Here is a 12705-nt window from a genome sequence, read left to right on the forward strand (position 1 = left end):
AGTTGCTTGATGAATTTTTACACTATGATAGACAAAAATGACTGGTTTGTGTGACGAAAAATCGCTTTGAAATAAAAGAACTGAAGGTTGTACCAGTAAATAAGCTGTTTTGGGGGCTCAATAGAGTCTCCTCAAAACAGCGTAGGGTAGGGCTTTATTTTAGTTATTTATGTGATATCAGCTAAGCGTGAACAAGCTACTTGGTGCTCATCCGATAATATCTGCAAGGTCGGTTTTTGCTGCGCACAGCCCTCATTGGCATGAGGGCAACGAGTACGAAATACACAGCCCGATGGCGGGCTGATGGGAGAAGGTAAATCTCCCGTTAAGAGCTGAATTTTTTTACCACGCTCTACTTTTGGATCTGGTACTGGGACGGCTGACATCAAGGCTTTAGTGTATGGATGCTGGGGATTTTCATAGAGTGCGCGTTTACTGGCGAGCTCTACGGCATTGCCCAAGTACATCACTAAAACGCGATCGGAAATGTGCTTTACGACGCTTAGGTCGTGTGCGATAAACACCAAAGACAAGCCCATTTCTGCTTGTAATTCTTTTAGCAGGTTGACGACTTGAGCTTGGATGGATACGTCCAATGCTGACACGGGTTCATCGCATACTATCAATTTCGGCTTGAGGATCAAAGCGCGCGCAATACCGATACGCTGGCATTGGCCACCAGAAAACTCATGAGGATAGCGGTTAATTACGTTAGGCAATAAACCCACGCGATCCATGATGGCTTTCACTTCTGCTTTCACTTCTGTTTTTGAGAGCTCTGGACGAAAGGTTTTAAGCGGCTCAGCGATGATATCGCCGACTGTCATGCGGGGATCAAGGGAGGCTAATGGATCTTGAAAGATCATTTGCAGCTCTTGACGTTTGTCGCGCATTTGTTTTTTGTCTAGATCTGTTAGGTCTTGTCCGAGCCAAACGACATTACCTTCGGTGATGGGTACAAGACGTAATAAAGCACGTGCAAGAGTGGATTTACCACAACCAGATTCCCCTACCACGCCGAGTGTTTCGCCCGCGTAAATAGTTAAGTTAACGCCATCCACGGCTTTGAGGGCTTGGCCTTTTTCCCATGGCCATGCATTGTCTGATTTGATGTTGAAGTGAACTTTTAAGTTATTCACTTCCATTAAAATATTATTTGCAGTGTTCATTAGGCGACCCATCCATCAACGGATTTGTGACAAGCTCGTAGTTGATCCGGTGCATACTCTTCTAGCGGCGGTATGCTTTCTCCACAGCGTTCTCTGGCAAACTCACAACGCGCTTGGAATGGGCAGCCAGATGGCATTTGTAACAAGTTGGGTGGATTGCCTGGAATAGTTGATAGTTGTTCGTCATCGGCATCTAGACGAGGAATCGCTTTTAGCAAACCTTGGGTATATGGATGCGTAGGACGATAAAACACGTCTTCTGCTGTACCGTATTCCATGGTTTGTCCCGCGTACATAACTAACACCTTGTCACATAAACCGGCGACGACGCCCAAGTCATGCGTGATCATAATGATGGAGGTGTTGAAATCGTCTTTTAACTCATTCAGCAAGGTTAAGATCTGAGCCTGTACGGTGACGTCGAGTGCCGTGGTTGGTTCGTCGGCGATCAGAAGTTTAGGTTGGCACAACAAGGCCATAGCAATCATCACGCGCTGTCTCATGCCGCCAGAAAATTCGTGCGGGTACATGTTCATACGCTTGCGCGCTTCGGGCATTTTCACCGCATCGAGCATTTTTACCGATGCTTCAAACGCTTCAGCTTTGCTCATTCCTTTGTGTAATATCAAAACTTCCATCAGCTGCTTGCCGACTTTCATATAAGGATTCAATGAAGTCATTGGGTCTTGGAAAATCATCGCGATTTCCTTAGAGCGGATGCGATTCATGGCTTTTTCATTCAGGGTTAGGATGTTTTGCTCATTAAAGCGTGCTTCCCCTTCAATGACGCCATTACCTGCCAATAAGCCCATAAGGGCAAACGCGGTTTGGCTTTTACCAGAACCAGATTCGCCTACGATGCCAAGGGTTTCGCCTTGTGCTAAGGTGAAATTTAAATCGTTAACAGCGGTAACAAAACCATCAGGCGTTCTAAAGTTCACGCGTAAACGGTTCACTTCTAACAATTTCTTTGTGTTTGATAAGTTCATAAGGCCTCCTTAGCGGTCTTTTGGATCAAGCGCATCGCGTAAGCCATCGCCGAGGAAGTTAAAACAAAACAGCGTCACGACTAAGAAGCCCAGCGGCCAAGCCAATTGCCAGATAGCGATTTCCATGTTCTGCGCACCTTCAGAAATCAATGCCCCCCAGCTGGTCATGGGCTCTTGAACGCCCAGCCCCAAGAAGCTGATAAAAGACTCAAGCAAGATCATATTTGGCACCAACAAGGTCGCATAAACGACCACGATACCAAGTACGTTTGGCACAATATGACGCAAGATGATTTTCGGGGTTGAGACACCACAAGCATAAGCCGCTTCGATGTATTCTTTGTTTTTCAGGCTTAAGGTTTGACCACGCACTATCCTTGCCATGTCGAGCCAAGAGATCGCGCCAATGGCGACAAAGATCAAGAAAATATGGCGACCAAATAAAGTCATTAAAATGATCACAAAGAACATGAAAGGAAAAGAGTTAAGGATTTCCAAGAAGCGCATCATGACACTGTCAACGCGTCCGCCTATGTAGCCAGAGGTCGCGCCGTAAAGTGTTCCAATGATGATGGCAACCGCGCTGCCCATGATGCCAACCAACAAGGAAATTTGTCCGCCTTGCATGGTGCGAACAAAAATATCGCGACCCAAGGTGTCGGTACCAAAGTAGTGACCGTTCTCTATATTTGGACGGCCTAAGACAGAAATATCGGATAACGCTTCCCAGTCGATATCGTCGTAGTTCCATTGACTAAAAAGCGGCCCTAGCAACGCAATAGCTGTGATAATGGCCAGAACAACCAGACTGGTAACGGCGGCATGGTTCGAAAAAAAGCGACGACGTGCGTCTTGCCATAAACTGCGACCTTCGACTTCCACCACTTTTTCGGCGAACTGTTCGACGGCCTGAATTTTGTCTTTTGTAGTAATCATAATTGTACGGCCTTAGTAGCGAATTTTTGGATCAATAACAGCGTATAAAATATCGACAATGGCATTGAATAGAATCGTTAAGGTTCCGACCAAAATAGTCACGCCCATGACCATGGAGTAGTCACGATTCAATGCGCCATTAATAAAGTGCTGACCGATACCGCCAGTACCAAAATACACATCGACAATCACAGAACCTGTCACTATGCCGACGAATGCTGGCCCAAGGTAGGAAATAACCGGCAGCATGGCTGGACGCAAAGCGTGTTGGAAAATAATGCGATACTTCGGCAAACCTTTGGCTCGTGCCGTACGAATAAAATTGGAATGCATGGTCTCAATCATGCTGCCACGAGTAATACGTGCGATCTGTGCAATGTAGCTGGTGGACATAGCAATGACAGGCATGACTAAGTAAGGCCAAGCGCCGCCGTTCCAGCCACCAGGCGGCAGCCAATGGTTATAAATAGAGAAAAATAGGATACACAAAGGAGCTAAAACAAAATTTGGCAACACAATCCCAAGGTTGGCAAAGCCCATGACGCTGTAGTCTAACCAAGAGTTCTGACGTAATGCGGCGACGACACCACAGCCGACACCAATAAGAAGGGCAACAAGAAACGACCAAATACCGATCTCAGCTGAGACTGGAAAACTCTGACCAATTAGCTCATTAATGGTGAAATCTTTATAGCGAAAAGAAGGCCCTAAGTCGCCTTGGAGCAGACCGCCAAGGTAATAAAAATATTGATTAATGACTGGCTCATCTAAATGGTATTTGGCATTAATGTTCGCCAATACTTCTGGCGGCAAAGAGCGCTCGCTGGAAAATGGACTACCGGGAGCAGAGTGCATTAAGAAAAAAGAAACCGTGATTAAAATCAACAAGGTTGGAATGGCTTCTAAAATGCGTTTTGAAATAAATGTCAGCATAAAAATTACCGGATTAGGCGCTATAAAAGGGCGGCTAATGCTAGGAACCTATAGGGAGTTCAAGAGATGCCCAGCGCAAAAGTGCTGGGCATGGTGTTAACACAATGTACTATTTAATAGATAAAACAGTGAGTTAGTGCTTGATGATGTACATGTCACGCACGTAAACATTGTCTTCTGGGTTGGGCATGTAACCACCTAGGTAGCTTTTTACTAAGCGCTTCTCGGTATATTGATAAATAGGCGCAACGGCCATATCTTGCTCAATGGCGATTTCTTCTGCCTTGTTGTAGTTCGCCGCTGGGTGTTGCATGGTACGAGCATCGTGTAACAGCTTGTCATACTCCGTATTGCTGTATTTTCCATCGTTATTACCGTGAGTGGTGGTTAGAAGGTCTAGCATGGTAGAAGCTTCATTGTAGTCGCCAATCCAACCTGCACGTGCCACATCAAATTGCTGATGTTTTTTCGTTTCTAGGTAAGTTTTCCACTCTTGGTTTTCCAATGTGACGTTGACCCCCAAGGTTTTTTTCCACATAGACGCAATCGCAATGGCGATTTTCTTGTGGTTTTCGTTGGTGTTGTAAAGCAAGCTGAAAGACAGTGGGTTACTTTTGCTGTAGCCCGCGTCTTCTAATAATTCTACGGCTTTCTTGTTACGTTCTTTTTGTGTCCAGGTGGCGTATGCAGGTGTTGCTGGCGAGAAATCATTTACGACTTCAGGCGTGAAAGAGTAGGCAGGTAGTTCACCTGTGCCTGTCACATATTTTGCAATCACGTTACGATCGATGGCATAAGACAAGGCTTTACGAACGCGTACGTCGTTGTATGGCGCTTTAGTTGTGTTGAACTGATAGTAATAAGTCCCCAGCTTTGGTGTGACCACAACTTGGTCTGGAATATCACGCATTAGCTGTTTGAAGTGATCATTTGGTATCTCGTAGCTAAGATCCATTTGACCCGCTTGGAAGCGTTTAAGCTCGGCGTTAGGGGATTCAATTGGCAAGTAAGTAACTTTATTAATGATGGTTTTTGCGTCGTTCCAGTAGTTTTTGTTACGAGTGAAGACCATTTTCTCGTTGACGATCCATTCGTCCATTTTGTAGGCACCGTTAGATACCATGTGCTCTGGTTTGGTCCAATCGTCGCCCCATTTTTCAACCACCTTTTTAGGGACTGGAAACATATTCTGGTGAGAGGTCATTTTTACAAAGTAAGGTACAGGGCGCTCAAGTGTGACTTGGAATGTATAGTCATCTAGTGCTTTTACGCCAAGAGTGGAAGGGGCTGCTTCACCAGCAATGATTTTACTCGCATTCACAATAGATGGGATTTCCATGAACCAAGCGTAGGGTGATGCGGTGGCTGGGTCAACGGAACGGGTAAAGGCAAAAACAAAGTCTTCGGCTGTTACAGGATCACCGTTAGACCATTTGGCGTCTTTACGAAGGTGAAAGGTATATTGTGTATTGTCATCGCTCACATCATAGCTAGTGGCTACACCTGGGACTTGGTTACCATCACCGTCTTGATTATATAAACCTTCGAAAAGATCTTTTGAACGAATAGAACCTGGCGTGCCTTCCATTTTCTGTGGGTCAAGAGTGGCGGGTTCTGCTCCACCACCACGAACAAGCTCTTGTTTAGCGGCTAGCTCGACTCCAGCTGGTACCTCTGCTGCTTGTGCTTGTAGAGCGAAAAGAGAAGTGGCCATGATAGCACTGGCGAGTAATGTCTTTTTCATGTCGATTATGTCCCTTGTTAGTTAGCTTTATAAGTGCGTTTTTTTTATATATAGACGCTATACCTGCACTGGTTCGTATTCGTCTTACGCTTTCATAGTTCACCAATTTACAAAAGGTCACAATCGAAATTGCGTATCAAGTCATGCGTCTAATAAATGTAAGCTTTATAAAAGCGTGGCGGAAATAGCTCGCATTGTGGCTACAAAGCTTGAAGCCATTGCCCGCTTAATTTATGGCACCTCTATTTGAAAGGCGTTGTGGAGCCGCGAAAGTCGTCATGATATTCTGTGGGGATTAGATAAATTTGATCGACAGGTCTAACTTTAGGAGTGATTTGGCATCGTGATTACACACCCATTTAAAGCCGCTGGGGCTTTTTTGAAAGCGTTTCCTTTGGTGTTTTCGAAAGACCTAAGGCTATTTATATTGGCACCTTTATTGGCAAATTTTGTTTTGGTGGGTTTGTTATATATGGTCGCCTTTAGTTATTTTCAGGCCTTAATGGATTCTGCTATGGGCTATTTGCCAGAGTGGGTTTCTTTTCTGAATTGGCTATTTTATTTGATCTTTGCGGCCATTATTAGCGTGCTTCTGTTCTATAGTTTTTCGGTTGGTGTAAATATTTTGGCAGCACCTTTTATGGCATTTCTAGCTGAAAAAGTAGAGGAGAAAGAGACGGGTAAAGTCTTTGACGAAGTGTTAACTGCAGGCGTTATTATGGCCATTATCGGTCGTAGCTTACAGCGTGAATTGCAAAAGATATGGTACTTTTTGCCACGTTTTGTTTTGCTGTTGTTATTGTCTTTTGTTCCTTTGGTTAATGTTATCGCGCCAGTCTTGTTACTATTATTTTCAGCTTGGATGTTATCTCTTCAATATATGGATTATGCTTTTGATAATAATAAGGTGAAATTCCATGATATGAGAATGGCATTACGCTCCAAACCTTTGTTATGTTGGACATTTGGCGGGATAGTAATGGTCGGTTTGACGATTCCTTTCTTTAATTTATTCGTTATGCCGATTGCTGTTGTTGCAGCCACTTTATTGTGGATTTCGGTTTTTAGGTCGCAGCATGGGGATTTTTCTGCCTTGTTAGATCGCACTAATGGAACTCTTTGATGCCGTTAAAAATATTAGTAGTAGACGATGCCTCTTTTACACGTGATTTGATTCGCCGAACATTGCGTAAGCAGTTTCCGGCGGTTGAAATTGAAGAAGCGGTAAATGGCCGTAAAGCACAGCAAATGCTGACAAAATCTCAGTTTGATATGGTGCTGTGCGATTGGGAAATGCCAGAAATGACAGGTGTTGAGCTGCTTAAGTGGTGTCGAGAACAGCCTAAATATAAAAAAGAAGACGTGCCATTTGTGATGATCACCAGTCGTGGCGATAAAAGCCACGTGGTGGAAGCGGTTCAATCCGGTGTGACGGATTATCTAGGTAAGCCGTTTTCTAGCGAGCAGTTAGCCAATAAAGTCATATCTGCTGCGAAAAAGCACGGTCTTGATAAGGCGCTGACGTCACAGAAACCTCGTGAGTCAGTTTCTCCCGGTGGTGTCAGCTCGGCGTCGCTAGATGTATTAATGGGAGCTGGTAAAGCCGCACCGGTAAAAGCCACCAAGTTCACTAATCCTGACGCGCCTGCTGTGTCAGTGAAAGATGTAAAAATCCCGACTATGGTGCGCTTCGAAAACAAACAGTTTCGCTGCATGATAGTTCAGTTTAGTAAAACTGAAGCGACTATGCTGATAAAGAGTGATGATGTTGTTCCACAAGTATTGGGACAGGCGGTATTGGATCTAGAACATAAGGGAGTGATGAACCGTTTGAACTATTATGTTCAATCCGTTGCTACCACAGAGAAGAAACATGATTCGACCTTTTTGACTGTTATTTTGAATTTGATCGATCAGGACAGCGAGAAAGAGGCTTTTATTAGCCAGTTGTTTGATAGTTTATAACGACCTATTAGACCAACCTCACCTTAACCCTATTCTTGAAGATAAGAAGAGGGAAGAGATCTTAATCTGCTACTTTCTCTTAATAAAGTTAGAGAATCGATCTAGCTCTTCTCCCTTCCTTGCAAAGGCATCTTTAATGGCTTGGCAAATCTTGGTTATTATTGTCAGTAGGAATAGACAGAGCTGGAATCGCATCGTTTCTGGTTCGATTCGCAGGGAAATGGCAAGAGAATGTACTACCAAAGCCAGGTTGGCTGCGAATTTGTAGCTTGGCATCATGATGTAATAACACATGTTTCACTATCGCTAAGCCAAGCCCTGTTCCACCAGTTTTTGACCCTCTTCCTTTGTCGACTCGGAAAAAGCGTTCTGTAAGTCGAGGAATATATCTCGGCTCTATGCCTAGCCCTGAGTCTTTCACTGAAAAAACACCATTGAACTCACTAGACTCCCATCTAATCTCTATCTCACCGCCATCTGGTGAATACTTTATAGCGTTAAAAATCAGATTAGAAAAGGCGCTGTAGAGCTCTTTATAGGAACCGTACAAACGAGCTTCTTCAGGGATATCTAGGGTAATGGTATGTTTTTCTGTCAACACGGGCGTTGTCGCATTGGTAATAGTGTGGACTATGTCTGATACCTTATACCATTGGTTTTCTTCACGTTTGTCATTGCTTTCTAAGCGAGATAGCAATAAGAGATCTTCTATGAGTTGCTCCATTCGCTCCGATTGCTCTGCCATATTCACAATGCCTTTTTGCATACTTTTTGGCAGGCTGTCTTTAAACATATCTAGGGTTTCTAGATAGCCTTTAATAACCGTCAGAGGGGTTTTTAGTTCATGAGAAGCATTCGCTACAAAATCTTTGCGCATTTGTTCTAGCAAGTGTAAGCGAGTGACATCACGGACAAAAATCAAATGGTCATTTTTATCGTATAACGTGGTCTGAATCTCTAAATATACGCCGTCTTTGGCTGGAGACTTGATGACCAAGGGTTCACCAAAGCGTTTTTGGCTGAAGTAACGGAAGAATTCGGGACTACGGACAATATTGGTAATGATTTGGCCACGATCGACAGGACGCATTAGCCCAAAAAAATGGGCGGCTGAGTTGTTCCACCATTCCAAGTTACCTTGGTTGTCAGCCATGATAACGCCCTCTTTTAAAGCGGTGGTGGAGCTTTCAATTCTGGTAAGAGCTTGGCGCATGCGGCGCTTGGATTTACGCTGTTTCTTGTGCAGTCGATAAACCGCATCGAATACTTCGCCCCATATACCACTAGCTTCCGGTGGAGCCGCACGACCTGAATGGCGTAGCCAATTATGAAATTGGTAGAGCTGATAAAGCTGCCAGTACAAAGATCCCAAGACGTACAGCAACAAAACACCTAATAACTGACCTATGATTAGGCCTATTACAATGCAGGCCGCAAATCCTGCGAGCCAAGTAATAATAGCGTTTCGCCAAACTGTTTTCATACGGACCTTTTTGCTGAGAAGCGGTAGCCTGTTCCTCGAACTGTTTGTATCAAGAAATCATGAGTACTACCAATGGCTTTGCGTAAACGACGTATGTGGACATCAACGGTACGTTCTTCAACGTAAACATTCCCGCCCCATACTTGATCCAACAATTGTGCTCTTGAGTAGGCGCGTTCTTGATGGGTCATTAGAAATTTTAATAGACGGTATTCTGTCGGTCCCATGTCTAAAGGACGACTGCCTATGGTAACGCGTTGGCTAATCGGGTCAAGGGTTAGGCCTTCGATCTCAATTGGCTCATCAACTCCTTGAGGTGTTGCACGGCGCAATACCGCTTTGAGTCGAGCTACGAGCTCGCGTGGCGAGAAGGGTTTGGTGATGTAATCGTCAGCGCCCACTTCTAAACCTTGGATTTTATTGTCTTCTTCGCTTTTCGCGGTCAGCATGATGACCGGAATTTCAGCTGTGGTAGTGTCTTTTTTCAGTCTACGAGTCAGCTCTACGCCGCTACCACCAGGCATCATCCAATCGACAAGAATCAGATCTGGACGATGATCCACGATGATTTCATGGGCTTGCTGAATGTTCTCGGCTTCCAAATACTCGTAGCCAGCCATTTCAAGTGCGATGGCGATCATCTCGCGTATGGAAGATTCGTCGTCAATAATTAATACTTTTTTACCGGTCACAGGATTTATCCTCATCTCAGGAACGGTTTCATTAAAGCGGTATAATGTGACAATTCAGTTACATTGTCACAACTTTGCCACATATTACATAAAATAGCTTGCAGCCAGACCGATGAAGACACAATAACCAACACGGTTATTATCTAAAAATGAGCGAAAGCAGGCTTGTCGATCACGCTCTTTAGCTTGCTTGAATTGCTGATAAAAAAGCCCAACACAAACGACTAGTGATGCAAAATATAACCAATGTAAACCGGCGAGTAGGCCAATCCACGTTAATAAAGATAAGGTTAGACCTTGTAGACAAACAATGACAAATAAATCGTATCGGCCAAATAAGATCGCAGTAGATTTGATGCCTATTTTGAGGTCGTCTGGACGGTCTGTCATGGCGTAATAGGTATCATAAGCAATCGTCCAAAAGCAATTTGCGACAAACAACATCCATAATTCTGGGTCAGCTAAATCTCCCCCTTGTGCGCTGTAGGCCATAGGAATGGCCCAAGAAAAAGCCAACCCCAAGAAAAGCTGAGGCAGATGAGTGTAGCGTTTCATAAATGGGTACAACGCAGCCAAGCCTAAGCCTGCGAATGACAATAGAATAGTTTGCAGGTCGGTAAACAATACCAAGATAAAGCTTAAAACTGACAACGCACAAAACAGTGCTAGCGCTTCTTTTTCTGATACACGGCCAGAAGGCAAAGGGCGTTTTTTGGTACGGTCAACAAAGCCATCGACTTTTCTATCTGCGTAGTCGTTAATGACACAGCCCGCAGAGCGCATGCTGAAAACACCTAAGATAAAGATAATCACCAAATGCCATTGAGGCATTCCGTCGGCCGCCAGCCATAGCGCCCATAATGTTGGCCACATTAGCAAAAATGAGCCGATAGGGCGGTTAAACCGAGTTAATTCTGCGTAGTCTTTAAGTTTATTCATAACAATCCGAACGGCGGTTTTAGTTGGTTAATTTCTTCAAAGAAAGCTTCATTGACTAATATTCCTGGACCAAACTGCTGGAAGATAGAGCGTCTCGCCCATAAGGCATTAGGTTGATTTGGAAACATGCGCCTTGGTAGCTGAGTGATCTCAATGCCACTTCGAGAAAGACCTTTATGTTGAAAAAGGTAGCCTCCCAGCGGTTTATCTTTTAAATGTTTTACTTGGCGCCAATGACCTTTTAAAGACCTAGCTGGAATAATTGAGCGAGCATAAATAACAGCTTCACCATCAACTTTGAGCAAGACAGTACGAATACGAGCCGCTTCTCTTGGTCGTAATGTTAAGCGCCTTCGCTCTCTTGCTGTTGGGGTTCCCCAAGAATCCTCAAGCACCTCAACAGTCAGTGTCCCCAAACTTTTAAGCTTTGCCGTCAACGAGTCTTGAGTGACAAGCCAGGGCCATAAATTCTTTGGTACTTTTACCTTACTGATCTGATTTATGGGCGACCATCTGTAGTCAAATTGTTGTGCGGCAGACGAGTTCATTAACGTCATAATTAATTAGGCATTCATTTTATTAATTAAGGCGACAATTTTATGTAGCTCGGTAGATTTTTGAAAAACCGCCTCTCTGCAGGCTTCAGCTTCTTCTAAGGTTAACCCGACCTCTAAAAGCACGGATGGCTCAATGGCTTCGTTATGATGCAGCTGATACGAGACATACAGCAGTTTTGCTAAAATAGTGTGCTCGCCATAATAGTGAGGCCTTTTGCTATAGCGAATGGCTGTCCAAATATTGTCTGGTAGACTCCAGTAACGTAGTAACCAAGAGCCTAGTTGCTCCTTAGTAAAGTGCAAGGTTTGCATTTCGATTAATTCAGATGACAAGTGTGCGTTGGCTTCTTGATAGCGCGACAAAATCGAAAAATGTGGCGGTAGAATAGTACTAATTGCCAGATAACCAAAGTTATGTAACAAGCCAGCAAGGTAGGCATGGCCTAATTTTGGACGATTTTGTATTGGCATGGCTTTGACTAAAGATTCCATCAATACAGCGTTAGATACGGAATCGAGCCAAAAATCTTCATAGTGACGAGGTCCGTCTTCTGGAGCTTGAAAGGCGTTACCCATTGATAAGCCAAGTGCTAAATTCATCACCATATCAAAGCCTAAAACTCGGATAATCGCATCTTCTACTGATTCTATAGAGCCTGGTGCGCCATAGTAAGGTGATGAGGCCCAGCTGATGACTTGAGCGGCTAAGCTAGGGTCTAGTGCGATCACGTCACATAGTTCATCGGTTCCGGCTGTCTTATCGGCTGAGAGGCGGATTATGCGATGTGAAGACGCTGGCAAAGGGGGAATTTCTAATGTTTCTTCTATGCGCTGCTTAAGACGAATTGATTGGAATCGACCAAGGGCTTTGAGAATATGCTCTTCATCGTTTTCGTGATTATCAACTGGGCGCTTTATAAGCTGTGCATTGATGGAAATATTCTCGAATCGGTTTAATGGGCCAGAAAACATGTCAGCTAATTCTGCCGGTGTCACGTTATGATACTGCCCATTTACTTTGGTTCGAATCGAAAATGCCGACCCTTTTAGCATGCTAGCTTCTAGTATAGTGGTTACGCTGCTGGGCTTGATAAGCGGATCGCCTGAGCTTTGAAAGTTGCTGACGGGCTCAAAACGACGCTTAGTAATACGAGATACGGCTGAAATATCAAGCATATTGCATTCAGGAAAAATAACCTGCAAACGGCCTGTGTGGTCTGCTAAATGTACCACGCGCAATCTTTGGCTGGGCTGTAGGCTTACGGAAGGTTCCATACGTTTTCCTGTTAAAAAGACTG

General features: G+C 44.3%; 12 protein-coding genes. 2 read left to right on the forward strand and 10 right to left on the reverse strand.

What is annotated here, in order from left to right:
* Window positions 1-167 precede the first annotated feature (167 nt).
* The 5 genes from oppF to DFP80_RS03075 all read right to left on the reverse strand — a co-directional run bounded on the left by oppF (window position 168) and on the right by DFP80_RS03075 (window position 5771).
* The gene (gene oppF, locus DFP80_RS03055) at window positions 168-1169 is read right to left on the reverse strand and encodes a murein tripeptide/oligopeptide ABC transporter ATP binding protein OppF (protein ID WP_113915343.1); all 1002 of its coding nucleotides are present in this window, start codon (window positions 1167-1169) and stop codon (window positions 168-170) included.
* Window positions 1169-2158 carry an ABC transporter ATP-binding protein gene (locus tag DFP80_RS03060; RefSeq protein WP_113915344.1) on the reverse strand — a complete coding sequence of 330 codons (990 nt, stop codon included), beginning with the start codon at window positions 2156-2158 and terminating at the stop codon, window positions 1169-1171. Before DFP80_RS03060 ends, oppF begins: the two co-directional genes overlap by 1 nt.
* 9 nt (window positions 2159-2167) lie before the next feature.
* Entirely contained in the window at window positions 2168-3094 is a 927-nt protein-coding gene (gene oppC / locus DFP80_RS03065) for an oligopeptide ABC transporter permease OppC (RefSeq protein WP_113915345.1), read from the reverse strand.
* 12 nt (window positions 3095-3106) lie between these two features.
* Window positions 3107-4027, reverse strand: a complete 921-nt coding sequence (gene oppB / locus DFP80_RS03070) for an oligopeptide ABC transporter permease OppB (RefSeq protein WP_113915346.1) — start codon at window positions 4025-4027, stop codon at window positions 3107-3109.
* A gap of 133 nt (window positions 4028-4160) precedes the next feature.
* Window positions 4161-5771, reverse strand: coding sequence for a peptide ABC transporter substrate-binding protein (locus DFP80_RS03075; RefSeq protein ID WP_113915347.1), 1611 nt, complete (start codon window positions 5769-5771; stop codon window positions 4161-4163).
* A 343-nt stretch (window positions 5772-6114) separates the two neighbouring features.
* Here DFP80_RS03075 and cysZ point away from each other — a divergent pair, with 343 nt between their 5' ends.
* Together cysZ and DFP80_RS03085 are read left to right on the forward strand one after the other, a co-directional pair.
* Window positions 6115-6894 carry a sulfate transporter CysZ gene (cysZ, locus tag DFP80_RS03080; RefSeq protein ID WP_113915348.1) on the forward strand — a complete coding sequence of 260 codons (780 nt, stop codon included), beginning with the start codon at window positions 6115-6117 and terminating at the stop codon, window positions 6892-6894.
* Window positions 6894-7736 (forward strand): response regulator, encoded by an 843-nt coding sequence (locus tag DFP80_RS03085; RefSeq protein WP_113915349.1) that lies wholly within the window; start codon window positions 6894-6896, stop codon window positions 7734-7736. The genes cysZ and DFP80_RS03085 overlap by 1 nt, the downstream gene beginning before the upstream one ends.
* A gap of 133 nt (window positions 7737-7869) precedes the next feature.
* On the opposite strand, the gene phoR is transcribed toward DFP80_RS03085, so the two are convergent.
* From phoR to DFP80_RS03110, 5 genes are all read right to left on the reverse strand, one after another.
* Window positions 7870-9219, reverse strand: coding sequence for a phosphate regulon sensor histidine kinase PhoR (phoR, locus tag DFP80_RS03090; RefSeq protein ID WP_113915350.1), 1350 nt, complete (start codon window positions 9217-9219; stop codon window positions 7870-7872).
* Window positions 9216-9911, reverse strand: coding sequence for a phosphate regulon transcriptional regulator PhoB (gene phoB / locus DFP80_RS03095; protein WP_113915351.1), 696 nt, complete (start codon window positions 9909-9911; stop codon window positions 9216-9218). Before phoB ends, phoR begins: the two co-directional genes overlap by 4 nt.
* An 84-nt stretch (window positions 9912-9995) precedes the next feature.
* Complete coding sequence (gene ubiA, locus DFP80_RS03100; protein WP_113915352.1) at window positions 9996-10850, reverse strand: 4-hydroxybenzoate octaprenyltransferase; 855 nt, start codon at window positions 10848-10850, stop codon at window positions 9996-9998.
* Window positions 10847-11407, reverse strand: a complete 561-nt coding sequence (locus DFP80_RS03105) for a chorismate--pyruvate lyase family protein (RefSeq protein WP_113915353.1) — start codon at window positions 11405-11407, stop codon at window positions 10847-10849. Before DFP80_RS03105 ends, ubiA begins: the two co-directional genes overlap by 4 nt.
* Window positions 11408-11413: 6 nt before the next feature.
* Complete coding sequence (locus DFP80_RS03110) at window positions 11414-12682, reverse strand: HDOD domain-containing protein (protein ID WP_113915449.1); 1269 nt, start codon at window positions 12680-12682, stop codon at window positions 11414-11416.
* Window positions 12683-12705: the final 23 nt, after the last annotated feature.

This window comes from Marinomonas rhizomae, from assembly GCF_003315485.1.
Classification (GTDB): domain Bacteria; phylum Pseudomonadota; class Gammaproteobacteria; order Pseudomonadales; family Marinomonadaceae; genus Marinomonas; species Marinomonas rhizomae.

Bases quoted from the DNA above. Each gene is read 5' to 3' on its own strand.
- ubiA (WP_113915352.1), bottom strand. From the start codon at position 10,850: ATGAATAAACTTAAAGACTACGCAGAATTAACTCGGTTTAACCGCCCT.
- oppB (WP_113915346.1), bottom strand. From the start codon at position 4,027: ATGCTGACATTTATTTCAAAACGCATTTTAGAAGCCATTCCAACCTTG.
- DFP80_RS03110 (WP_113915449.1), bottom strand. From the start codon at position 12,682: ATGGAACCTTCCGTAAGCCTACAGCCCAGCCAAAGATTGCGCGTGGTA.
- DFP80_RS03085 (WP_113915349.1), top strand. From the start codon at position 6,894: ATGCCGTTAAAAATATTAGTAGTAGACGATGCCTCTTTTACACGTGAT.
- DFP80_RS03105 (WP_113915353.1), bottom strand. From the start codon at position 11,407: ATGACGTTAATGAACTCGTCTGCCGCACAACAATTTGACTACAGATGG.
- DFP80_RS03060 (WP_113915344.1), bottom strand. From the start codon at position 2,158: ATGAACTTATCAAACACAAAGAAATTGTTAGAAGTGAACCGTTTACGC.
- DFP80_RS03075 (WP_113915347.1), bottom strand. From the start codon at position 5,771: ATGAAAAAGACATTACTCGCCAGTGCTATCATGGCCACTTCTCTTTTC.
- phoR (WP_113915350.1), bottom strand. From the start codon at position 9,219: ATGAAAACAGTTTGGCGAAACGCTATTATTACTTGGCTCGCAGGATTT.
- oppC (WP_113915345.1), bottom strand. From the start codon at position 3,094: ATGATTACTACAAAAGACAAAATTCAGGCCGTCGAACAGTTCGCCGAA.
- oppF (WP_113915343.1), bottom strand. From the start codon at position 1,169: ATGAACACTGCAAATAATATTTTAATGGAAGTGAATAACTTAAAAGTT.